We start from the raw sequence: 25,008 nt of genomic DNA, 5'->3' as shown, positions 1-25,008 counted from the left end.
CGTTATCAATGTTGATATATGGTAATTCTAACTTCAAAGGTTGGACAAAATGGTGATTATGCATAGTAGCGAATAAACATAAAAGGGTGTAAAGTATAATTTAACTGAATATACAGAAAATTAAGAAGGCAAGGAGAGTGCTACTATGACATTTCATCAATACCCTGAACAGCAGGGATTATACGACCCTCGTATGGAACATGATGCGTGCGGGATCGGGGTTTACGCACATCAAACAGGACGAGCGAGTCATGAAATCGTTGAACATGCATTGGCCATGCTTTGTCAAATGGAACACCGTGGTGGACAAGGAAGCGATGCGAAGACCGGAGACGGGGCGGGTATTTTAACGCAATTACCAGATCGTTTATTTCGTGAAACGGTTCGTCACATTTCCTTCCCTAAAAAAGGAGATTATGGCGTTTTCATGATGTTCTTACCACGTGAGGAACGGGAACGGGTGCGACTCGAACGAACGTTAGAGTCAATCATTTTGACGGAAGGACAAGACGTCTTAGGATGGCGTACCGTACCTGTTCAGTCCGAAGTGCTTGGGTCGGGTGCCCGCCGCACGGAGCCAGTCATTCGTCAATGTTTCATTGGTGCAAAGGCGATGGAAGGATTGACATTTGAACGAACACTCTTTTTGATTCGTCGCGCATTTGAACGTGAATCGGAGCAACTCGGTCTTGAACAATACGTCTTGAGTAGCTCGAGTGAAACAATCGTTTACAAAGGACTCGTGACGACGGATCAATTGCGCGCGTACTTCGATGACTTACGAGACGAGCGTTATCAATCAGGATTTGGTATCGTGCATTCGCGTTTTAGTACAAATACGTTCCCAAGTTGGAAACGTGCCCATCCGAACCGTTATTTGATTCACAACGGCGAAATCAATACGTTGCAAGGAAATATTCGTGCGATGCGCGGTCGAGAACGTCGACTTGCTGAGACGACATATGGTAATCGGGCAGAGGAAGTGTTACCGATTCTAGATGAGACAGGTAGCGACTCGTCGATGCTTGATAATGCGTTTGAGTTTCTTCATCTGTCCGGACTCTCACTCGCTGAGACAGCACTGATGCTCGTACCGGAACCATTCGAACATGCTGAGATCAGACCAGCGAAGCGCGCGTATTATGAGTACCACAGTAGCATGATGGAGCCATGGGATGGTCCGTCTGCAATCGTCTTTACGAACGGAAAACAGATCGGTGCGACGCTTGACCGAAACGGTTTACGTCCAGCGCGATATGTATTGTTACGCGATGGTCACTTCATGTTGTCGTCAGAAGCAGGAGTACTCCCTCTTCGTGAACAAGACATCCTGTACAAAAAACGATTAGCACCGGGTGAACTGCTTTTACTCGACTTTGCGTCCGGTCAGTTGATCGCAGACGAAGAGATTAAACGGGAGCTAGCGACACGTCATCCCTACGCGGAGTGGCTCGCGCAAGAAGTCGTTTCCCTCTCAAGTAACGACTTCAAGGAAACACTCGTTGAACTTGGAACGAAACAACGACACTTCGGATATACGCGTGAAGATATCGATCAATACTTGATCCCGCTCGTCGAAGAACAAAAGGATCCGTTAGGTGCGATGGGGACGGATATACCGCTAGCGGTCTTAAGTGAACGCCCTCAATCCTTGTTCCGTTATTTTAAACAGCTGTTCGCACAAGTCACGAATCCACCAATTGACGCGTTACGCGAAGAGATCGTCACCTCGACGCTGACATGGCTTGGTCGACAAGGGGAACTGCTGACGCCGAACCGCGCGAACTGTCGTCGTGTTCGCTTAGAGACCCCGATTCTGCGACCAGACGAAGCCCATGCGCTTAAACAAAGTGGACTTAAGCAAAAAACGATTTCGACGACGTTCACCGACTCGCTTGCAGAAGCGCTCGACATGATCGTTGATGAGGCTGTGACCGCTGCACGAAACGGGTATGAATTATTGACATTATCGGATCGTCTCGTACGCCCCGGCACATTGCCGATGCCCATCCTCTTAGTGACGAGTGCGATTCATCATGCGCTGATCCGCAAGGGATTACGTACAAATCTCAGCTTGATCGTTGAAGGGGGAGAGATTCGTGAAGTCCACCATGTCGCGACGTTGCTCGGATATGGTGCGGATGCGATTTATCCGTACCTGGCATATGCGACGCTTGAAGAAGCGGTAGGGGATCGTTTTACGGATGTAGACAAACGTTACCAAAAAGCAGTCACGGAAGGCGTCGTCAAAGTCATGTCGAAGATGGGCATTTCGACGGTCTTCAGCTACCGTGGTGCGCAAATCTTTGAAGCAGTCGGAATCGATCGCTCCGTCATCGACCAGCATTTCACTGGTACGGTCTCTCAATTGAGCGGGATGACGCTTGAACTGATGGAAGAAGAAGTCCGACGAGCACAACAGGTTGCAGATGAACGGATTTATTTAGAATCCGGCAGTGTCTTCCGGTACCGTCAAGCGGGAGAACATCATGCCTTTAACCCAGCAACGATTCATTTGTTGCAACACGCATGCCGGACGAATGATTACCGGCTCTATCAAAAGTATGCACAACGCATTCAAGAGGAACCGGTAACGGTGCTACGACATCTGTTGACGTTCAAGGAGACGAAGGCGATCCCGATCGAGGAAGTCGAGCCTGTCAGCGAAATCGTCAAATACTTCAAGACGGGTGCGATGTCATACGGCTCGTTATCAAAAGAAGCGCACGAGACGCTTGCGATCGCGATGAACCGCTTAGGCGGAAAGAGTAACAGTGGTGAAGGCGGTGAAGAGGAGGAACGATACGAACGGGATGAAAATGGTGACTTCCGGATGAGCCGAATCAAGCAGATCGCCTCTGGTCGTTTTGGGGTGACAAGTCATTACCTCGTTCACGCGGACGAATTACAAATCAAGGTGGCACAAGGTGCGAAGCCCGGAGAAGGTGGTCAATTGCCTGGTGAAAAAGTCTATCCGTGGATCGCACGGGTGCGTGCATCGACACCGGGTGTTGGATTGATTTCCCCACCACCACATCACGATATCTATTCGATTGAAGATTTGGCCCAGTTAATTCATGACTTAAAACGTGCCAACGATCAAGCCCGGATTAGCGTTAAACTTGTCGCAAAAGGTGGCGTTGGAACGATCGCGGCTGGAGTTGCGAAGGGGCTTGCGGACGTCATTGTCATCAGTGGTCATGACGGCGGCACGGGTGCCTCGCCGAAGACGAGTATTCAACATGCCGGACTGCCATGGGAACTTGGTCTTGCTGAGACGCACCAAACGTTGACATTAAACGGGTTGCGCGAGCGTGTCGTCCTTGAAACCGACGGAAAGCTATTGACTGGTCGCGACGTCATCCTCGCCGCGATGCTCGGAGCGAATGAGTATGGGTTTGCGACAGCTCCGCTCATCGCCGTCGGATGTATCATGATGCGTGCTTGTCATCTCGATACGTGTCCTGTTGGTGTCGCGACGCAAGATCCAGAGCTCCGTAAGAAATTCACGGGATCTGCCGATGACGTCGTCCATTTCATGACGTTCATTGCTGAGGAAGTACGAGAACATTTAGCGAAACTCGGTGTAAGACGGCTGCAAGATCTCGTAGGGCGGACGGATTTACTCGAACCATCGGAGCGACAACGGACGCATTGGAAAGCGAAGAGTCTTGATTTTTCGCGTCTCCTCGTCCATGTGACACACGGTCCGGCTGAACAACAACAGCATCATGTCGAGCGTTCCTTTGACGCTCGTGAAATATCGCCGTATTTGGAGGCGGCAGATTTCAGTCAGCCTCAGACACTACGTTTAACGATTCAAAATACAGACCGTGCGATTGGAACACAGACCGGTGCCATGCTGACAAGACGGTTTGGGGCACTTGGTCTGCCGACGGATCGATTGAAACTCGAACTGAATGGATCTGCCGGACAAAGTTTAGGCGCGTATTTACCACGCGGAGTAACGCTTGATGTCACGGGAGAAGCGAATGATTACGTCGGGAAAGGATTGTCCGGAGGTATCATCGCCGTTCATCCTCCACGTTCGATTTCGTTCGTCTCGTCCGATCAGTCGATCATTGGTAACGTCGCACTTTACGGGGCGACGAGTGGAGAACTCTATGTCAACGGTCAGGCAGGTGAGCGATTTGCGGTTCGAAACAGTGGAGCAGTCGCTGTCGTCGAAGGAATCGGTAATCATGGACTCGAGTATATGACCGGTGGATCCGTCGTCGTCCTTGGCGATGTCGGAAAAAACTTTGCTGCCGGTATGTCAGGTGGTGTCGCCTATGTCTTACCGCGTAATCCTGAACAATTTTTACAGCGCGTCAACCGCGAACTCGTCACGACGGGACCCGTCACGCATGTCGAAGAGATTGCGCGACTGAAGACGTTCATCGAACGTCACGTTGCACGGACCGGTAGTGAGCAGGGCGATGCGATTCTAGCGAACTGGGATCATGTCATTCATTCGTTCATCCGCGTCATTCCTTCGACGTATGAGAAAGTGACGACGTTGATGGCTGATTTCGCAAAACAAGGACACAACACCGAAGAAGCGATGTTGCTCGCATTTGAGACACATCTAGGGCGCAGAACAGGAGGGGTACGATGAAACGACGCGATCAATTCATGACAGTTGCTCGTTCGGGTGGAACGGAACGACATCCAAGCGAACGGGTGGGTGATTTTAAGGAATATAAGACGGCTTTGACGGAAGCGGAAGCGAGTCAACAAGCAAGTCGATGTATGGATTGTGGCACCCCGTTTTGCCATGTAGGGGAAGTATTTGATCAAGTGAAGATTGGTTGTCCAGTCTATAACTTGATTCCAGAATGGAACTTGCTCGTAGAAGAAGGACGTTTTCAAGAGGCACTCGATCGCCTTCTTGAGACGAACAATTTCCCGGAATTCACGGGTCGTGTCTGCCCAGCGCCATGTGAAGGATCGTGTACGTTGTCGATTCATGAACCTGCGGTCGCGATCAAAGATATCGAACGGACAATCATCGACATTGGCTTCGAAAAAGGATGGGTCGTGCCCCGAATTCCAGCAATACGATCGACACGTTCGATTGCCATCGTTGGATCTGGTCCTGCCGGTCTTGCGGCTGCCGATCAGCTGAATCAAGCCGGTCACCAAGTGACGGTCTACGAGCGGGAAGATCGGATTGGCGGATTACTCACGTACGGTATACCAGCCATGAAACTTGATAAAGAGGTCGTACAGCGCCGTGTTGATTTGCTTGAAGCAGAAGGGATCCACTTCCGGACGAACGTCACGATCGGTGCAGATATCACTCTCGAGACACTTGAAGCGGAGTATGACGCCGTCATCTTATGTGTCGGCGCGACGGAACCACGCAAATTAACGGATGCGCCAACGCGTGGAGTTGGTTATGCGATGGATTATTTGACAGGGGTGACACGTCACGTGCTCTCGCAAGAACCGTTGTCTGCTGATCATGACGCAAAAGATAAAGATATTCTCGTCATCGGTGGAGGCGACACCGGAGCGGACTGTGTGGCAACAGCACTCCGTCAACGTTGTCGCTCCGTTGTCCAATTCGGTAAACATGAACAACCGGGTACGACGCGTGCAGCAGGAAACATGTGGCCGGATACACCGTCACTCTACTCCATCGATTATGGGTACGCAGAAGCGTTTCAACAATTCGGTCGGGATCCTCGTGAATACTTGATCGCGATCAAGCGTTTCACAACAAGTGAATCGGGTAAAGTCACCGGTGTCTGGACGATTCAGACGACGAAAACAAAAAATGAATCGGGTACAGTGATCTTTGAGGAGATCGAAGGGAGCGATCGTTACTTCCCAGTCGATCAAGTCTGGATTGCCATTGGATTCAGTGGTGTCGAAGAGAACGTACTCGAACATTTAGCAGTCGCCTCGGAACGAGGGAAAATCAAGACGACGCGTTACGCAACGAACCGACCAGGCGTATTTGCCGCAGGTGACGCAAGACGTGGTCAATCACTGATCGTCTGGGCGATTCGCGAAGGTCGTGAAGTAGCGGAAGCCGTCGGACAATATTTAAAAGCAATGCAACAAACAGGCTAAATCACATCGTCTGGATTTTCTGGCAACATCGGAAATCCAGGCTTTTTTGTGTTTGGCAAAGAAATCTGCCAGTTCAAAAATAACTATTGATTTTGTTTCAAGGTGAAACACCGAAAATATTTCTGCTATTCTTATAAAATGAAGAGGAGGTATGACAGATGAATTCAGAAATCATCTATTTCGTATGCGAGAGTGGAATGGCGAGTAGTATCATGGGGGCTACGATTTTAAGAAAGCGCTTACTTGAATGCGGTATTACGACAGACGTCAAGACATGTCGGATCGCAGAACTACCTGATCAAGCAGCTTTTATCGTCGGAGAAACGCAACTCGTCCATCGACACGTATGGAAAACACATTGTTCGGTTCATCCAGTCGATCGGATTCTTGATCCGACTGCATATGACGTTATCCTCGAATCTTGGCAGAAAAGAGTGAGGCTGCATGACTGAATTTACACCACGGGAACATGATATCTTATTTTTCCTCTTATCACGTGAGGAACCTGTTCAAATACAAGAGATTGCGGAAACGCTCGAGACATCGGAACGAACGATTCAACGTGAACGCGATCGTCTTGCCCAGTCTTTAGAAGATCATGATTTGCGTTTGACATATGTTCGCGGCAGAGGTCTCTTAATTGAGGGAACAGACGAAGCCAAACATGTATTACGGGACCAACTCTTGTTGTCACATAAACAATTACCGAACGCTGAAGATCGCCAAGTCGAGTTAGCGTATCGGCTACTACAAGAAGAAGGGATGGTCAAATTACAGGCGATCGCCCATGCGATGTATGTGGCTCCGAGCACGGTTAGCCAGGATTTAGAGCGGATTGATGAGTGGTTTCTACAATATGACCTTGAAATCAAGCGCAAAAAAGGTATTGGTGCCGAAGTCATCGGCGAAGAAATCAACAAACGCCGTTTACTGATTTCATTGATCTTTACGCAATGGGATGTTCTCGCTTTCTATCGGTTGTTACAAGGCGACGCCGGACAATTACCTCATCTGTTACGCATGAATCGAACAACCTGGCTTGAGATGATCAATCAAGCGTACGCGGTCATTGCGCCATTGACGAAAGAAGGGCGTCTCAATGACCGACAAATCATGCGTGCGACACTCAGCTTAGCGTTACAAGCGTTACGTAAAGATCCGTTTCCGATGCGTTACGAGTTAAAAGCATATCCGGTCGAAATCCTCAAATGGGTGGAACGCGTCGAAGAGCGATTACCTGACACGTTGTCGATTGCCGAACGCCAATGGTTATCAGAAGAATTGCGTGCTTTCTTTCAATCGGACGCAGGGGATACGGAAGAACTCGTCACGCGCCTTCGTGTAAAACGATTGATTGAGCATGTCTCCTTATTATATGGAACGAACTTTACGAAGGATCATGCGCTAGAACGCGGACTCGTCTCGCATATTCAATCGTACACACGTCAAAATAGCGTCAATCCGTCCTATGTCATCAAACAAATCGAACGGGAATATCCGCGCTTGTTTGATGCGGTCAAACAAGCAGCACTGTCGATCTTCACCGATGCGACATTTGAAGACGTAGATTTAGCATTTTGGGTCATGCATTTCGGTGCCGTTCTCAGCAAACCGACACCAAAACTCCCATATCGTGTTCTAGTCGTCTGCTCTGCTGGACTCGGTTCCTCGAAGTTGTTGATGAATCGGCTACGGCAAGAATTCGCTGAACTCGAGCACATCGATAACTCGTCCCTATTTGGCATCGAACGGTTACCAATCGATTCGTACGACTTTGTATTGTCGACTGTACCATTGCCTGACATTCGCCCACCACATCTTCTCGTCAACCCGTTGCTTCCTCAGGATGAGGTCGAACGGATTCGGAAATTAATACTCGCCTTGCCTAAATCCTTTCAACCGGCACCGCGAAAGACGAAAACGGAATGGCTCGATCTTGAGCAATTGCATCGGCTCGTTGCATCGTCCATTCAAGTATCGGACGGATTCCGAATGGAACGGTTAGAGCGTGTAGGCGATGGGATTGAATCGCTCTTGTTTGAGATCAGTACACGCATGGTCGAGCAAGGATTGGCGAAGTCAGCTGTTTCGCTCTCTGGACAATTGCTACGTCGTCATGAGATGTCAGGTCTTGGTATTCCGGGAACGCGGCTTGCGCTGTTTCACGGACGCGATGCGACGATTCAACGAGGGGGATTCCTCATCTTTGAATTGCCTGAACCGATCGACTTGCTCGGAATGGATCAACAGTTACAATCCGTCGAACGGCTCCTCGTCTTGGTCGCACCGGAAGAGACCTCGAACGAACTACTTGAATTACTCAGTTCGATCAGTGCTGCGATCATCGAGAGTCCCGAACAAATGGATCAATTCGAGTTCGGGGAGGAACAGACGATTCGTCTGCTTTTGAATCGAACGTTTCGAACGGTCATTGATCAATTCCTAGGTCACACTTGAAAAATCCCTGTCACTCCATTCCTGAAGTGACAGGGATTTTTTCACGTCAAGCAGGCTTCTTTTCAGTCTGTCCAACTTCTTGGACAAAGACTGAACTAGGAAAGATTGAGTAAGCGCTTGCAGTAATCTTACAATAAGGTCATAGCAAAGCAATCATCTTATCAACTCATACACGAAATGGAGGCTAACGCAATGGCGACAGCTCAAAATGGAGCACGGGGCATCCGTGTACAAGTTCAACGGTTCGGAAGCTTTTTAAGCGGTATGGTCATGCCGAACATCGGTGCATTCATCGCCTGGGGTATCATCACGGCACTGTTCATCCCAACTGGATGGGCACCAAATAAGGAACTCGGTGAACTCGTCGGTCCGACAATCACCTATCTTTTACCGTTGCTGATCGGATACACGGGCGGGAAATTAATGCATGACGTCAGAGGAGGCGTCGTCGGGACGCTCGCGACGATGGGGGTCATCGTCGGAACAGAGATTCCGATGTTCCTCGGTGCCATGATCATGGGACCACTTGGCGGATACGTCATCAAAAAGTTCGATCAGTTGATCGAAGGAAAAATCAAACCAGGTCTCGAGATGCTCGTCAACAATTTCTCGGTCGGAATCATCGGTGGTTTGTTGATGCTCGGTGGATTCAAAGTGTTCGGACCACTCATGACAGGTCTTGACGACATCATGGCTGCAGCAGTTGGTGCGATTGTCAGTGCACACTTATTACCGCTTGCCAGTTTGTTCATCGAACCAGCGAAAATTTTATTCTTAAACAATGCAATCAACCACGGTATCTTAAGCCCTCTTGGTCTCGATCAAGTGAATGAAGCAGGAAAATCGGTACTGTTCTTACTCGAAGCCAACCCAGGTCCAGGTCTCGGATTGTTACTCGCTTACTCGTTCTTCGGTTCTGGTGCAGCAAAGAAAACAGCACCGGGTGCTGCGTTCATTCAATTCATCGGTGGGATTCACGAAATTTACTTCCCGTATGTCTTGATGAAGCCGGTCTTATTGCTTGCGATGATCGCAGGCGGTATGAGTGGGATCCTCACATTCGTCCTATTTGATGTCGGTTTAGTCGCACCTGCTTCACCAGGTAGTATCATTGCGGTTCTTGCAATGGCATCCCGCGGTTCTTACGTCGGATTGATCGCCGGTGTCCTTGTTTCAGCATCTGTGACCTTCGTTGTCTCAACTGTTCTGCTGAAGACAAGCAAAGCAAAAGAGACATCCCTTGAAGAAGCAAGCGCGAACGTCAGTGCGATGAAAGGCAAACAATCGATTGCCTCGACACTCGTTTCAGCTGATGCCAAACCACTTGCGGAAGTCGAACATATCATCTTCGCTTGTGACGCTGGTATGGGATCGAGTGCGATGGGGGCATCTGTCCTTCGCAATAAAATCAATAAAGCGGGCTTACCGATCAAAGTGACGAATACGTCGATCAGTCAACTGCCGCAAAACGCCGAACTGATCATCACGCATCGTGATTTGACGGAGCGAGCAATGGAACAAGTCCCAACGGCAGAACACCGATCAGTCGATAATTTCTTAAATGCCGGGTATTATGATCAACTCGTCCATGAGATCGAAACAGCACGGAATAAGATTTCTTAAAAATAAAGAGAGAGACACTCAAGGAGGAATAAACATGACAACGACAATGAACCTTTCACCGGAACTTGTATTATTGGACCAACAATTCGCAGACGAGACGGCAGCCATTACGGCTGCCGGTCAACTCCTCGTCGATCACGGGTATGTCGAAGCGGGTTATATCGATTCAATGCAGGAGCGTCATGCTTTATCGACGGTCTACATCGGCAACCATGTCGCGATTCCCCACGGAACAGAGTCGGCTAAATCGCAGGTCAAGAAAACAGGACTATCGATTCTACAAGTACCGCAAGGCGTAACGTTCGGAACGGAACAAGCACGACTCGTCATCGGTATCGCTGGCGTCGGGGACGAACATCTCGAGTTGCTCTCGAATATCGCGGTCATTTGCTCCGATGAGGAGAACGTCGAGCGTATCGTGGCAGCGACATCAAAAGAAGAAATCATCGCCTTATTGACAGCGGAGGTGTAAGCATGAAAGCCATCCATTTTGGTGCCGGTAACATCGGACGTGGGTTCATCGGCTTACAACTCGTCAAGACGGGTTACGAAGTTTGTTTCGTAGATGTCAATACGACGGTCGTCGATGCATTAAAAACGAGACAAACCTACGAAGTAGGTTATGCCTCTGAACAAGGAGGACGTGAACGGGTCAACGGCGTGACAGCACTCAACAGTTTATCTGAACCGGATCAAGTCATTGCAGCGATTCGCGATGCAGACGTGATTACAACAGCTGTCGGCCCGAGCTTGTTATCGAAAGTAGCTCCTTTGATCGCGGAAGGGTTACGTCAACGTGATCAACAGACACCTGTCTACGTCATTGCGTGTGAGAACATGATCGGTGGGTCAAAACACTTGCAAGCAGAGGTGGCGAAACATCACCCCGTAGCGGAGAACTGGTATTTCCCGAATGCAGCGGTTGACCGGATCGTACCGCTTCAACATCACGAAGACCCGTTGTACGTCGAAGTGGAAGAATTCTTCGAATGGGTGATTGAGACGACTGGACTACCGGAAGCTTATCCACGGATCGAAGGCGTCACCTATGTCGAGAACATCGAACCGTTCATCGAGCGGAAGCTGTTCACCGTTAATACGGGACATGCGATCGCTTCTTATCTCGGAGCACTATTCCATAAAGAGACGATCGCTGAAAGTCTAACGGATCCACGCATCCGTCGTGGTGTCCAGACAGCACTTTACGAAACAGGATGGCTATTACTTGAAAAGTACGGCTTTAATCCGGTCGATCATAGTGCGTATATCCAAAAGAATATGAAACGCTTTGAAAACCCGCGGATTCATGATGAAATCATACGTGTCGCTCGTTCACCGATTCGTAAACTGAGTCCAAGTGACCGACTCGTCAAACCAGCAAAGGAATTGATGGAGCGTGGCATCGAAGCAGATGGATTAGCGCGTGGGATCGCAGCAGCTCTAACCTATTTCGATCCAAATGATTCAGAATCTTCAGAATTAAATGCATATATTACGAAACATGGAATCGAAGATGCGCTAAACGCGTATTTACAATTATCGGCAACGGATCCACTTGGATCTCGAATCATCGAACATTATGAAGCGATGCAACACCAAGTCAATTCGATTGCTTAAGAATAAGTGTTCTCAACACCTTTCACGGGATGTGAAAGGTGTTTTTGTATATCGAATTAAATGCGACGTGTCGTCATCGAAATGATCAGTTTTTGAAATTCTTCTATCACAATTTGATTACAATTTGTATATTAAATTTGGAATATTCGAAAACGAATATTTAGCGATTAAAATACATTGTACGCTATATGAACGGAACATCTCTATTCCGATTTTTCAGGTAAGAGAAGGTGATCATATGTTGAATTATAAAGTGAACGTATATAGATTAAACGGAGCACGACCAAAAACTACAAAAGGAACCGGACCAAAACATTTGATTTATTCGAGTCAATTTTCTTCGCGTACGCCAGTCCATTTATTGCATCAACTCATCTTGAATCGACTATTGGTTGAACAAGAAAAAAACCTTGATTTGACGTACACGATCGAAGTAAATGCGGTACTTGATCAATTCGTGATCGACGTCCGTGTCTTTTCGACAGATACGGTCAGTGTCCAAGTTGAGCGTGACTTGATTGAAATCATTGAACGCGAAGAAGTCCGTCATATCCCGGCTCTTGAAATCGGGAAACCTGATTTTGCTGAATTCGCCCACATCGTCTTAAAGGTGAAGGAAGGTGGACCACGCCTTTCACAAGAGGATACGCAACGAATTTTCAATGAGTCTGGTGTTCGAGGACGAATCATCCTGCACAAGGAGCGCATCGATAGTCATGAGCCCTCCCATTCGATTCAGTTGTTGATTGGTGGGGCCGAGAAGTGTTTGTATAGTCTTTCGCAATATCAGCTTGATCCACTCTTCCGTAAACATGGTTTGACGATTCAATCCTTGAATCTGTTACCGTTTGATTTATTCATGATTCGTGACAAAATTGCGATGCTGTCTTCGGCAGATGCTTCGCAACTGTGGATTGATGACATCACGACATCCAAGAACGGACGATCACATCAGATTTGTTTTAACGATGGGAATGAATGCATGACGGTCATCTGTGATCTTCATGGATCAATTCGTTCTTATAAGTGTTCGTGATGGTTTAACTCTTCTTCGAATAGGCTACATTCTTAACAGAGGTTCTAACGAAGGGGAGTCGAACAATCATGTTATCTAAACAACAGACGGAAGAATTCAAGCAACGGTTATTAAAGGAAAAAGAAAAGACGACATCAAACATCGAACAACGCGATACCGACTACGATGAAGGTGAATTGTCGAGTTACGATAATCATCCTGCCGATTCCGGCGATGAATTGTTCTTGCGGGAACGCGATCAAGCAATCACGGACATGCAAGAGGATATGCTTTCGGATGTGGACCGTGCCCTAAAAGCGATCGAGGACGGAACGTATGGCATTTGTAAGGTCTGTGGAAAAGAGATTGAGATTGAACGTCTTGATATCATTCCGGAAACGTTATTATGCATCGAGCATGCAAAAGAAGAAGCAGAACAAAACGAGAACGATCCCAATTCGCGACCAAGCGAAGAAGACGTACTGGATCCATCTGTCACAGCCCGCGGCAAAGACATCGACGGTGATACGGACGGATTCTCGAAAGTGAGTGACTTTGGTAGTTCTGATACACCGTCTGACCAAGAAGACGGAATTGACCCGACACGGTCTTGACCGGCAAAACATCTCCCGAAAATGGAGATGTTTTTTTTCTCGAAAAAAATCACAAATATTTACCGGAATTTTTTGACTTTTCATATAATTTTGGTACGATGGTATCGAGAGGGCTGTTTTTAGCCTATATTAAAATGTAAGCGCATACAAGCATCCGTCTCACTGCTTGACCATTTTAGTTGAGGGAGGAAATAAAGCATGATTTATGACATTCCGAACAAGCAAGGGTCAAAGGTACAGTACAAGGAACGGTATGAAAATTACATCAATGGAAAGTGGACGGCACCTGTCGGGGGAGAATATTTTGATAATGTAACACCTGTTACCGGTAAAGTATTGTGTCAAGTCGCTCGTTCCGGTAAGGAAGACATCGAACTTGCTCTTGACGCAGCACATGCGGCAAAAGAAGCATGGGGGAAAACGTCTGTAACGGAACGCTCAAACATTTTAAATAAAATCGCGAATCGGATGGAAGAAAACCTCGAGATGCTCGCTTATGCAGAGACACTTGAGAACGGGAAAGCGGTCCGTGAGACACTCAACGCCGATCTACCGCTCGCGATCGATCACTTCCGTTATTTCGCGGGGGTCATCCGTGCCCAAGAAGGTTCGGTCGGTGAACTCGACCAAGATACGGTCGCGTATCACTTCCATGAGCCACTTGGCGTCGTTGGTCAAATCATTCCGTGGAACTTCCCACTCTTGATGGCTGTCTGGAAACTAGCGCCAGCACTCGCGGCAGGGAACTGCGTCGTCTTAAAACCGGCAGAACAAACACCAGCGAGCATCATGGTACTCGTTGAGCTCATTGAGGATTTACTCCCACCGGGTGTTCTTAACATCGTCAACGGTTTTGGTCTTGAAGCAGGGAAACCGCTCGCTTCAAGCAAACGAATCGCAAAAATCGCCTTTACGGGAGAGACGACGACAGGACGTTTGATCATGCAGTACGCATCGCAAAACTTGATTCCGGTCACCCTCGAGCTCGGTGGGAAATCACCGAACATCTTCTTTGAGGATATCATGCAGGCAGACGATGCTTTCTTTGATAAAGCAATCGAAGGATTACTGATGTTCGCGTTGAATCAAGGAGAAGTCTGTACGTGTCCGTCGCGTGCCTTGATTCAAGAATCGATTTACGAGCCGTTCATGGAACGTGTTCTTGAGCGCGTTAAAGCCATCAAGATCGGAAATCCTCTTGATTCGGACGTCATGATGGGTGCTCAAGCTTCGAACGAACAGATGGAGAAAATTCTTTCATATCTTGAAATCGGTAAGTCGGAAGGCGCAGAATGTCTCATCGGTGGGGAACGCAACATGCTTGAAGGGGATCTCGCAGAAGGATATTACATCCAACCAACGATCTTCAAAGGACACAATAAGATGCGAATCTTCCAAGAGGAAATTTTCGGACCGGTCTTGTCGGTTACGACATTCAAGACGGAAGAAGAAGCGCTCGAAATTGCGAATGATACGTTATATGGTCTTGGTGCCGGCGTCTGGACACGTGATATGAACCGTGCTTATCGGTTTGGGCGTGCGATCGAAGCAGGACGCGTCTGGACGAACTGTTATCACCAATATCCAGCTCACGCGGCGTTTGGTGGTTACAAAATGTCAGGGATCGGACGTGAAAACCATAAGATGATGCTCAACCATTACCAACGGACGAAAAACCTACTCGTTAGCTACAACCCGAATAAACTCGGTTTCTTCTAAGTCGGAAAGGACGTGGATGCAAATGGTGGAACGTGTTCAGGCGACAGCAGCTTGTCTAGAGTTAATCGACCAGTTGAGAGAAAAACACGGTCCGTTGATGTTTCATCAATCTGGTGGTTGTTGCGATGGCAGTTCCCCGATGTGTTTTGCGCAGGGTGATCTATTCCTGGGAGATCAGGATAAAAAACTGGGAGAGATCGGTGGTTGTCCGTTTTATATTCATGAAGATCAATATGAGTACTGGAAACATACGCAACTCATCATTGATGTCGTGGATGGTCGAGGCGGAATGTTCTCTCTTGAAGGTGTCGAAGGGAAACGTTTTTTGACACGCTCCCGTGCGTTCACGCAAGAGGAATACGCTGAACTATCAGCATCAAGCTAAGGAATCAAACACGGTTTCGTCGAGTTGACTTGTTCATTCAGGTCGCTCGTACGGAATCGTGTTTTTTTGTTCGTATCACGACGTTCGAACAGGATAAAAGTTGGTAATGCGGCATAAGAACGGTATAATGAACTCATATTTTGACGAGAAGATAGTTTCACACTATGACATTATAGGGGGTCACCATGAAATATCCATTTTTAGGTTGGACAGGTCAAACGATCGGAGTGACGGCGCCCTCCTCCGGATTACGTGAACAGCAACAGGAATGGGTCGAACAAGCAGTTGAACAGGTACAAGCACGGCAAATGAACGTCCGTTTAGGCGAAACGATTTGGTCGCATCAACTTGCTGAGAGTACACCGGTCAAACAACGGGCGGAGGAATTGAATCACATGATGACGGATGAGACGATTGATGCCGTCATCCCGCCATTTGGTGGGGAACGCGCCATTGATCTTTTACCCGAGTTGACGCTAGCTACTTACCAAACAAAATGGTTGCTTGGCTATTCCGATATCAGTACGTTATTGCTCAGTCTGACGCTTCAGACGGGAATCGCGACAGCACATGGTCCGAATTTCGTGGAGCTTCGGAGTGAAGAATGGGACGAGACGACAAGTGCCTGGCGACGGGTGCTCGCGACGCCAACTGGAGGAACCGTCACACAATGGGCTTCCGATCGTTATCAACCCGAGTGGACTGATGAAGAACGTCCAACAGGTTCGTTATTTCAGCTAACGGAAGCGACGGAATGGAAAGCACTTGATGAGCGAACAGAAGTGGCTGGACGGTTACTTGGTGGGTGTCTGGAGACGATTCGCCATCTGATTGGGACACCGTATGGAGATGTGCAGCGTTTCCAGCGTGAAGAGATCAACGGAGAACCGATACTCTGGTACTTTGAGGTGTCTGAAGCGAATTCTGCAGAGGTACACCGGACGCTGCGACAAATGGCGTATGCTGGGTGGTTCGACCATGCGGCTGGCTTTTTATTTGGCCGTACGTCTGCAAGGATTATAGAAGATCTGACATGGCTAGACGTATATCAATCTCTCGCGGATGAGACGGGCTTACCAGTCTTATATGATCTTGACATCGGTCATCAACCGCCACAGTTGACGTTAATCAATGGAGCGACGGGGACGGTTCGTATTCAAGGGAAAGATTCACGAATCGATCTGACGTTCAACTAAAAAGGAGAGCACGCAATGGCACGTCGTAAGTTTCAAGCATTAGGCGTTTATAAACGCGTCCATATCAATCCTGAGACACGTCGAATGACGTTACCTGAACCATTTTACGATGCACTTCGTCTAGAAGATGAATTGCTGATTGCACAAGTCGGAGATGTTCTCGTCATGCGACGTCCGGGGGAGGTCGTCGAGACAGAAACGGAATTATTGAGCGAACTCGTAGAAGATGGATTCACGGGTACAGAGCTTGTCCAGGAATTTGCCTACCGGCGTCAGCAACAAGAACAACGATTACGTCAACAAGTCTTGCAGGATGAAGAGGATGACCATGCTGCTCAACTGAAGATCGAGCTATAACGGAAAGAAGGAGTGGGGCAGATGCGTCGCAGAACAAAAATTGGAATCGGAGTCATCGGATCCGGATTAGTAGCAGCGAGTTATTATTTTTATGAGATGGCAATCGCCACGAATCCAAAGCCATTCTTATCGAATAATCGAGATTTAAGTGACGAGATGGTCCGATTGATGCAACCTGGTCAGACGTGGATCAAGGAGCAACCGCTTGAGCGGATCGAGATTGAAGCGAAAGACGGTTTAACGTTACGCGGGCATTTTCTTCCGTCACCTGTTCCGTCAGATCGGATCGTCATTCTTGTGCATGGGTACGGAGGCGTCGGAACGGATTTAGCCGGATTCGCCTATCTGTACCATCAGGCGGGTTTCCATGTCATGATGCCCGATAATCGTGGACACGGAATGAGTGACGGTCACTATATCGGATTCGGATGGCATGATCGGGAAGATTGTCTCAGTTGGTCGAACTATCTGATTGAACGGATCGGACAGGATGCGAAACTGTTCTTGCATGGGGTGTCGATGGGAGGGGCGACCGTATTGATGACGAGTGGCGAACAACTCCCACCACAAATCAAAGGAATCATTTCTGATTGTGCCTATACGTCCGTCAATGCTGTCCTTGCGTATCAGATGAAGCGGATGTATCGACTACCACACTTTCCGTTCTTAGGCATGACGAGCGTATTGACGAAGCTAAAGGCAGGTTATACGTTCCGTGAAGCATCAGCGTTGAAACAAGTCAAAAAAGCACAGGTACCGATTTTGTTCATCCATGGTGGGGCGGATACGTTTGTACCGACAGATATGGTATATGAGCTGTATGAAGCTTGTCCAACGGAAAAAGAGCTCGTCGTCATTCCAAATGCCGCTCACGCGATGGCCTATTTTGAGGATCCGGCATTGTATGATGATGTCGTCGAGAAGTTCGTTCGCAACATCTTGCGAAATGATTGACAACTCAGTTCGTTACCCGCTATATTAATATCATAAATCAACGTCGTCGTGGCGGAACTGGTAGACGCGCTAGACTCAGAATCTAGTGGTGGCAACACCGTGGAGGTTCAAGTCCTCTCGGCGGCATAAATGATTGAAGGAGGCAATCCCAGCAAGGGGTTGCCTTCTTTTTTGTTGCTGAATAGAAAACGATTACAACGAATAAAAATTCAGAAATATTTATCTTTTTAGAATTTTTCTGGTAAAATACGTTTTAAAGAGGGTACTCTTCAGGGAAAGTACTAAGTGAAGTAGACAATCTTTAACACATAGGAGAGGGGAAACAAACATGAAAAAAGGGAGTATCTTGCTAGCGCTCTTGATGAGCTGTGTTCTCGTACTTGGTGCATGTAGCATCGGTTCGAAAGAAGAAGAGTCGTCTGAAGAAAAGACTTATAAGGTCGGCATTGACGTCACGTATCCACCATTCGAATATAAAGACGGGGATACGTACAAAGGAATCGACATCGATCTCATGAAAGCAATCGCGAAGGATCAGAACTTCAAGATTCAATTTGAAGCGATGGACTTTAGCGGCATTATTCCGGCACTTCAAGCAAATCAATTGGACGTTGCCATTGCTGGTATGAGTATTACGCCAGAACGGAAGAAAGTCGTCACATTCTCGGATCCATACTTCAAAGCTGGTCTTATTCTAGTCGTCAAAGAAGATGAGAATGGTATTAAATCCGTCAACGATTTAAAAGGGAAAAAAGTAGCCGTCAAAAAGGGAACGACGGGTGCGAAATATGCAACGGATAACGCAGACAAACTGGGATTCACGGTCACACAGTTCAATGACAGTCCAGCGATGTTCCAAGAAGTGAAGAACGGTAACGCTGCTGCTTTGATTGAAGATTATCCTGTCATCTCATATGCAAACAAACAACAAAACCTTGGATTAAAACTTGTCGGAGACCGTCTCAACGGGGACAACTACGGAATCGCTGTCTTAAAAGGTGAGAACGAGGATCTGATGAAGAAAATCAACAAAGGACTTGCGAATCTGAAAGAAAACGGTGAATACGATAAAATCGTTGACACGTATCTGAAATAAGTCGCAAGGCGATAAGGGAGTGGGATAGCCAATGGAAGTGGTCAAAACCGCATTTCCATTTTTCTTGGAAGGGCTTCAAGTCACATTGTATATTTTCATCATCGCGGTCATCGTCGGCTTTCTGATTGGCTTAGTCGTCGCATTGATGCGGTTATCACCATCAAAAATCTTAAACGGGATCGCAATTGTCTATATTGATGTCATTCGCGGAACGCCCTTCATCGTTCAGTTATTCTTCATCTATTTTGGACTCAATTCGCTCGAATGGTTATCGATGGACCGGATGTATGCAGGGATACTGACGGTCGCAATCAATGCCGGTGCTTATTTTGCGGAGATCATTCGAGCTGGTATCCAGTCGATTGATAAAGGACAAACAGAAGCTGCGCGTTCACTCGGGATGACAGGGCGTCAAACGATGGTACAGATCATCTTACCGCAAGCATTCCGACGGATGTTACCAACGATTACGAACCAATCGATCATCAGCTTAAAAGATACATCGTTGTTGTCGATTATCGGAATCGCTGACTTGACACAACAAGGTCAAGTGCAGCAGTCAACGACGTTTGAACCATTCATCGTCTGGTCCGTCGTCGGATTGATGTACTTCGTCATCATTTATCTCTTGTCCTTAGTGGCGAAGTTCTTGGAACGGAGGTTTACATTACGATGAGTATCATAGAAGTAAAGAATCTAAAGAAATCATTCGGTTCGAATGAAGTCTTAAAAGACATCAACGTCTCGATTGCCGAAAAAGAAGTCGTTTGTGTCATCGGTCCGTCGGGATCTGGGAAAAGTACGTTTTTACGCTGTTTGAATCGATTGGAAGAGATTACAGGTGGCACGGTCATCGTCGATGATTTCGATATTACGAGTCCAAAGGTCGATATCAACAAGGTCCGGGAAGAAGTCGGGATGGTCTTTCAACATTTTAATCTCTTCCCGCATAAGACCGTGCTAGAAAACGTCACGCTTGCACCGATCAAAGTGCGTAAATCGGATAAAGAACAGGCGAAACAGCGGGCACTTGAATTACTCGATAAAGTCGGATTACGTGAAAAAGCGGATAATTATCCAGGTGAATTATCTGGGGGGCAAAAACAGCGGGTCGCGATTGCCCGCGCGCTTGCAATGAATCCGAAAATCATGTTATTTGATGAGCCAACGTCAGCGCTTGACCCGGAAATGGTCGGTGACGTGCTTGCCGTCATGAAACAGCTTGCCCTTGAAGGCATGACGATGGTCGTCGTGACCCATGAGATGGGATTTGCTCGAGAGGTCGGAGATCGCGTCTTATTCATGGATGGTGGCTATATCGTCGAAGAGAACGTGCCACAAGCATTGTTTGATTCTCCACAACACGAACGGACGCAATCGTTCCTTAGTAAAGTCTTATGATGGAACCGGCGTATCTAAATGCGGATACGCCGGTCTTTTGACGAATCATAAATAACTGTCTAAGCGCTCATAAGAAAAACTTATACATTTAAGCGTGAGAATTTGGGAATTCGAAATGCACACACAGGAAAAGAGTAGTAATATAGTAACGAAGGCACTTTCATGGAAGAATGACACGATCATTCCTTCTCATGACGTTCAGCGTTTTATTCATGCAATTCCTTTTGAAAGCGCTAACAGGTAGAGGGCTGGAAACACATCGAGTATCCACTGGATGTGTGGGGAGAAATATAGAAACGGGGGGAACCGTACATGGCAGGCCACGAGCAAGATCAACAAGCATTCTATGGACCAAACCTTGGCTACATCATTGAATTGTACGAGCGTTTTTTAGAAGACAAGACATCCGTTGATGAGGAGACACGTGCTTATTTTGAAGAGCATGGTGCACCCGTGACGGAACCAGTCGTACCGATGCAAGTCGAGACAGGAGATTTCGAAAAATATCTTGCGGCGAATCGTTTAGCGGAACAAATTCGTGCAAAAGGACATCTTGCGGCGGATATCTATCCGCTGAAGGACCATCCGCGAGAAACAGGATTATTCGAATTGAGTCAGTACGGATTGACAGAGGCAGATCTTCGAAAAATGCCAGTCTCACTCGTCTGTCCTGAACCACCAACTGGTGTACAGGACGCGTTTGAAGGCATCGAACATTTAAAAGCGCAGTACACGGGAGCAGCCGCAGTTGAGTTCCAGCATGTCGACGATCTCGATGAAAAGAAATGGCTCCGACAGAAAATCGAGCAAGGTGCTTTGACGGCGACGCTAGACGCTGAACAAAAGAAACAGTTGTTCAAACGCTTAGCTGAAACGGACCTCTTCGAAAAATACTTGCACAAAACATATGTCGGTCAAAAACGCTTCTCGATTGAAGGACTTGACGCGATGGTGCCATTGCTCGACACGATCGTCGGACACCTCATCTCGAACGGGTCGGAGACGATTAATATCGGAATGGCACACCGTGGACGGTTGAACGTTTTGGCGCACGTACTTGGGAAGCCATATGAAATGATCTTTGCTGAGTTCCAGCATGCACCGAACCACGACCTCGTACCATCTGAAGGATCGATCGGGATCACGTACGGTTGGACGGGCGACGTGAAGTATCACCTCGGTTTAAACCGAAAACTCGAGCAAGAGACACGTAACGTGCGGATGACGCTTGCGAACAATCCGTCGCACCTTGAGTTCGTCGACCCAGTCGTCGAAGGCTTCACACGTGCGGCTCAAGATGATCGCTCACAAAAAGGGGCACCACGTCAAGAGCAAGCAGCAGCAGCTGCGATCCTCATTCATGGGGATGCAGCGTTCCCAGGTCAAGGAATTGTGGCTGAAACATTGAATTTAGCGAATCTCAAAGGATATAACACCGGCGGAACGATTCATATCATCGCGAACAACACGATCGGCTTCACGACGGAGCCGACGGACTCCCGTTCGACGCGTTACTCGAGTGATCTTGCCAAAGGATACGAGATCCCAGTCTTCCACGTCAACGCGGATGAGCCGGAAAGCTGTCTCGCAGTCGCTTTGCTCGCGAGCGAGTACCGGGCAACGTTTAAGAAGGATGTCATGATTGATTTAATAGGATATCGTCGTTTTGGTCATAACGAAATGGATGAACCGATGAATACGAACCCGGTCTTATACGATTTGATTCATAAACATGATCCAATTCGTGTCTTGTACGGGAAAACGCTTGTCGCGAACGGGGATGCGACAGCTGACGAAATTCAATCGATTGAAACGTCGATCAATGATCAAATGAAAGCGGCTCGTGAAAAAGTACCGAACGTCGAGAAAGAGTATGGTGGGGTCATGCCGGACGTCGTCTTTAAAGGCGTACCGACAATCGAGACAGGGGTCTCGATCGAAACACTAACAGCGTACAACGAAGAATTATTACAGTGGCCGGATGGCTTCCAGGTGTTCCATAAACTTGAGAAGGTCCTGAAGCGCCGGACGGATGCGTTCTCGACAAAGAACGGAATTGACTGGGGACATGCCGAAACATTGGCGTTCGCTTCGATTCTCTCAGATGGAACACCAATCCGCTTGAGCGGTCAAGATTCTGAACGAGGAACGTTCGCACAACGGAACATTAATCTTCATGATGTGAAAACAGGAGAAGGCTTCTCGCCACTCCATGCCTTATCAACGGCAACTGCATCATTCTCGGTCTACAACAGTCCGTTGTCTGAAGCAGGTGTACTTGGTTTTGAATACGGTTATAACGTCTTCGCTCCGGAAACTCTCGTATTATGGGAAGCGCAATATGGGGACTTTGCGAACTCAGGACAAGTCATCTTCGACCAGTTCATCTCAGCTAGCCGCGCGAAATGGGGACAAACGTCAGGTCTCGTCATGTTGCTTCCGCATGGTTATGAAGGGCAAGGACCAGAACACTCGAGTGGTCGTTTAGAACGCTTCTTGACGTTATCGGGTGAGAAAAACTGGACAGTCGCGAACGTATCGAGTGCTGCCCAGTACTTCCACTTATTGCGCCGACAAGCAGCGATTCTCGGAAAAGAGGAAGTCCGACCGCTCGTCGTCATGACGCCGAAGAGTCTCTTGCGTCATCCGCTTGCAACATCGGATGTCTCTGAGTTGACGGAAGGTAGTTTCCAACGTGTCATCGAACAGTCAGGGCTCGGAGAAGCGCCAGATCGTGTTAAACGTCTTGTGTTCTGTTCTGGTAAGATGGCAATCGACCTAGCTGAAGCCGTTTCGAAATCAGATGAGAATCTCAATTGGCTACAAATCGTCCGGGTCGAGGAGTTGTATCCATTCCCGGCAAAAGCCTTAAAAGAAGTCATCGCGCGCTATGAAGCCGTCGAAGAGATGGTCTGGGTACAAGAAGAACCGAAAAACATGGGGGCTTGGTCCTTCATGGAACCTCGACTTGAGACAGTTGCACCGAACGGCATCCAAACCGTCCGTTACATCGGTCGTCGTCGTCGTTCGAGTACAGCAGAAGGTGACCCGTCAGGTCATAAAGTAGAGCAGGCACGTATCATTAATGATGCACTCACAGCGACTGCTTCTACTCCAACAGCACCATCACACGTATCAAATCACACATCATAACTTAAGATAGAATCGAGTCATAGGGGGAGAATACGATGGAAATCAAAGTACCAGAACTTGCCGAATCAATTACAGAAGGAACGGTGGCGTCTTGGTTAAAACAACCAGGTGATCACGTAGAAAAAGGGGAAGCCATCGTTGAACTCGAGACAGATAAAGTCAACATCGAAGTACCGTCAGATGAAGCGGGTACGTTGACGGAAGTGATGGCTGCTGAAGGAGATACAGTTCGCGTCGGGGAAACGATTGCTGTCATCTCTGCTGGTGGCGAGGCTCCAAAACCGGCTGCGGCAGAAACAGTACAAGAAACGCCAAAAGAGACACCAAAAGTAGAAGAAAAAACGGAACAACCGGTGGCTGCAGCAGCGACTGAAAGTACATCTGTTGCGGATCGTCCGATTGCTTCACCTGCTGCCCGTAAACTGGCTCGTGAAAAAGGAATTGATTTAGCACAAGTGGCAACGCAAGATCCGCTCGGTCGGATTCGCGTGCAAGACGTCGCGACGTTTGAAGTAGCACCACGTGAGCAAGCAAAACCGGCTCCTACGAAACCTGCTACACCGGCACCAGCACCTGCAGCCACTCCTGGGAAACCGGAAGAGCGAATCAAGATGTCACGCCGTCGTAAGACAATCGCGAACCGACTCGTTGAAGTTCAACAAACGGCAGCGATGTTGACGACATTCAATGAGATCGATATGTCAGCGGTCATGGCACTGCGTAAACGTCGCCAAGAGAAATTCGTGAAGGAAAACGAAGTCAAGCTCGGCTTCATGTCATTCTTTACGAAAGCAGCAGTCGCAGCACTTAAAAAGATGCCATATTTGAATGCTGAGATTCAAGGCGATGAAATCGTCCTCAAAAAATTCTATGATATCGGTATTGCCGTTTCAGCACCAGACGGTCTCGTCGTTCCGGTCGTTCGTGATGCGGATAAGAAGAACTTCGCTGAGATTGAAAAAGACATCATTCAACTAGCGGTCAAGGCGCGTGATAATAAACTCGGTCTATCTGATTTGACGGGTGGTACGTTCACGATCACGAATGGTGGTACGTTCGGTTCACTCATGTCGACACCGATTTTAAACGGTCCACAAGTCGCGATTCTCGGAATGCACGCAATCAACTTACGTCCTGTAGCGATTGATGCTGAACGCATGGAAAACCGTCCGATGATGTATGTCGCACTCTCTTATGATCACCGAATCGTTGATGGAAAAGAAGCCGTTACGTTCTTGAAGCACATTAAAGATCTCCTTGAAGATCCAGAGTCTTTGATTTTCGAAGCGTAATCATAAAAAGACCCGTTTTAGATGCGGGTCTTTTTTTTGTTGATATCA

At 47.9% G+C, this 25,008-nt stretch carries 19 protein-coding genes and 1 tRNA gene; all 20 read left to right on the top strand.

Features of this window, described 5'->3' with window-relative positions; genetic code table 11:
- The first annotated feature begins 145 nt into the window (after window positions 1–145).
- The 20 genes from gltB to odhB all read left to right on the top strand — a co-directional run bounded on the left by gltB (window position 146) and on the right by odhB (window position 24,960).
- Complete coding sequence (gene gltB / locus KNQ03_RS02890) at window positions 146–4,618, top strand: glutamate synthase large subunit (protein ID WP_214723499.1); 4,473 nt, start codon at window positions 146–148, stop codon at window positions 4,616–4,618.
- The gene (locus tag KNQ03_RS02885) at window positions 4,615–6,081 is read left to right on the top strand and encodes a glutamate synthase subunit beta (RefSeq protein WP_214723498.1); all 1,467 of its coding nucleotides are present in this window, start codon (window positions 4,615–4,617) and stop codon (window positions 6,079–6,081) included. The genes gltB and KNQ03_RS02885 overlap by 4 nt, the downstream gene beginning before the upstream one ends.
- A gap of 158 nt (window positions 6,082–6,239) precedes the next feature.
- On the top strand, window positions 6,240–6,533 hold the full coding sequence (locus KNQ03_RS02880) for a PTS sugar transporter subunit IIB (protein WP_023468563.1): 294 nt from the start codon (window positions 6,240–6,242) through the stop codon (window positions 6,531–6,533).
- Window positions 6,526–8,538, top strand: a complete 2,013-nt coding sequence (locus tag KNQ03_RS02875; protein WP_214723496.1) for a BglG family transcription antiterminator — start codon at window positions 6,526–6,528, stop codon at window positions 8,536–8,538. Before KNQ03_RS02880 ends, KNQ03_RS02875 begins: the two co-directional genes overlap by 8 nt.
- Before the next feature lie 192 nt (window positions 8,539–8,730).
- On the top strand, window positions 8,731–10,161 hold the full coding sequence (locus tag KNQ03_RS02870; RefSeq protein ID WP_050678286.1) for a PTS mannitol transporter subunit IIBC: 1,431 nt from the start codon (window positions 8,731–8,733) through the stop codon (window positions 10,159–10,161).
- A 34-nt stretch (window positions 10,162–10,195) separates the two neighbouring features.
- Window positions 10,196–10,633, top strand: coding sequence for a PTS mannitol transporter subunit IIA (locus tag KNQ03_RS02865; protein WP_231884652.1), 438 nt, complete (start codon window positions 10,196–10,198; stop codon window positions 10,631–10,633).
- 2 nt (window positions 10,634–10,635) lie between these two features.
- A complete protein-coding gene (locus tag KNQ03_RS02860) occupies window positions 10,636–11,778 on the top strand; it encodes a mannitol-1-phosphate 5-dehydrogenase (protein ID WP_214723494.1) in 1,143 nt (380 codons plus the stop codon).
- A gap of 238 nt (window positions 11,779–12,016) precedes the next feature.
- The gene (locus tag KNQ03_RS02855; protein WP_050678284.1) at window positions 12,017–12,814 is read left to right on the top strand and encodes a hypothetical protein; all 798 of its coding nucleotides are present in this window, start codon (window positions 12,017–12,019) and stop codon (window positions 12,812–12,814) included.
- 68 nt (window positions 12,815–12,882) lie between these two features.
- A complete protein-coding gene (locus KNQ03_RS02850; protein WP_023468557.1) occupies window positions 12,883–13,407 on the top strand; it encodes a TraR/DksA C4-type zinc finger protein in 525 nt (174 codons plus the stop codon).
- Between the two features lie 198 nt (window positions 13,408–13,605).
- Window positions 13,606–15,126 carry an aldehyde dehydrogenase gene (adh, locus tag KNQ03_RS02845; RefSeq protein ID WP_023468556.1) on the top strand — a complete coding sequence of 507 codons (1,521 nt, stop codon included), beginning with the start codon at window positions 13,606–13,608 and terminating at the stop codon, window positions 15,124–15,126.
- A 22-nt stretch (window positions 15,127–15,148) separates the two neighbouring features.
- Window positions 15,149–15,511, top strand: coding sequence for a DUF779 domain-containing protein (locus KNQ03_RS02840; protein WP_023468555.1), 363 nt, complete (start codon window positions 15,149–15,151; stop codon window positions 15,509–15,511).
- Between the two features lie 185 nt (window positions 15,512–15,696).
- Complete coding sequence (locus KNQ03_RS02835; RefSeq protein ID WP_214723492.1) at window positions 15,697–16,707, top strand: S66 family peptidase; 1,011 nt, start codon at window positions 15,697–15,699, stop codon at window positions 16,705–16,707.
- Between the two features lie 15 nt (window positions 16,708–16,722).
- Window positions 16,723–17,064, top strand: a complete 342-nt coding sequence (locus KNQ03_RS02830; RefSeq protein ID WP_050678281.1) for a hypothetical protein — start codon at window positions 16,723–16,725, stop codon at window positions 17,062–17,064.
- A gap of 21 nt (window positions 17,065–17,085) precedes the next feature.
- On the top strand, window positions 17,086–18,018 hold the full coding sequence (locus KNQ03_RS02825; protein ID WP_029341930.1) for an alpha/beta hydrolase: 933 nt from the start codon (window positions 17,086–17,088) through the stop codon (window positions 18,016–18,018).
- A 42-nt stretch (window positions 18,019–18,060) separates the two neighbouring features.
- Window positions 18,061–18,144 (top strand) — tRNA-Leu (locus tag KNQ03_RS02820).
- Between the two features lie 202 nt (window positions 18,145–18,346).
- Entirely contained in the window at window positions 18,347–19,114 is a 768-nt protein-coding gene (locus KNQ03_RS02815; RefSeq protein ID WP_214723490.1) for a transporter substrate-binding domain-containing protein, read from the top strand.
- A 31-nt stretch (window positions 19,115–19,145) separates the two neighbouring features.
- On the top strand, window positions 19,146–19,790 hold the full coding sequence (locus tag KNQ03_RS02810) for an amino acid ABC transporter permease (protein WP_023468550.1): 645 nt from the start codon (window positions 19,146–19,148) through the stop codon (window positions 19,788–19,790).
- Window positions 19,787–20,515 (top strand): amino acid ABC transporter ATP-binding protein, encoded by a 729-nt coding sequence (locus KNQ03_RS02805; RefSeq protein WP_023468549.1) that lies wholly within the window; start codon window positions 19,787–19,789, stop codon window positions 20,513–20,515. The genes KNQ03_RS02810 and KNQ03_RS02805 overlap by 4 nt, the downstream gene beginning before the upstream one ends.
- Before the next feature lie 312 nt (window positions 20,516–20,827).
- Entirely contained in the window at window positions 20,828–23,668 is a 2,841-nt protein-coding gene (locus tag KNQ03_RS02800) for a 2-oxoglutarate dehydrogenase E1 component (protein ID WP_214723488.1), read from the top strand.
- 35 nt (window positions 23,669–23,703) lie between these two features.
- Window positions 23,704–24,960, top strand: a complete 1,257-nt coding sequence (odhB, locus tag KNQ03_RS02795; protein ID WP_214723486.1) for a 2-oxoglutarate dehydrogenase complex dihydrolipoyllysine-residue succinyltransferase — start codon at window positions 23,704–23,706, stop codon at window positions 24,958–24,960.
- The last annotated feature ends 48 nt before the right edge of the window (window positions 24,961–25,008 follow it).

The organism is Exiguobacterium sp. s143, assembly GCF_018618895.1.
Taxonomy (GTDB): Bacteria; Bacillota; Bacilli; order Exiguobacteriales; family Exiguobacteriaceae; genus Exiguobacterium_A; species Exiguobacterium_A abrahamii.
The sequence above is the reverse complement of the archived record's forward strand: the minus strand, read 5'-3'. Positions and strand labels throughout refer to the sequence as shown.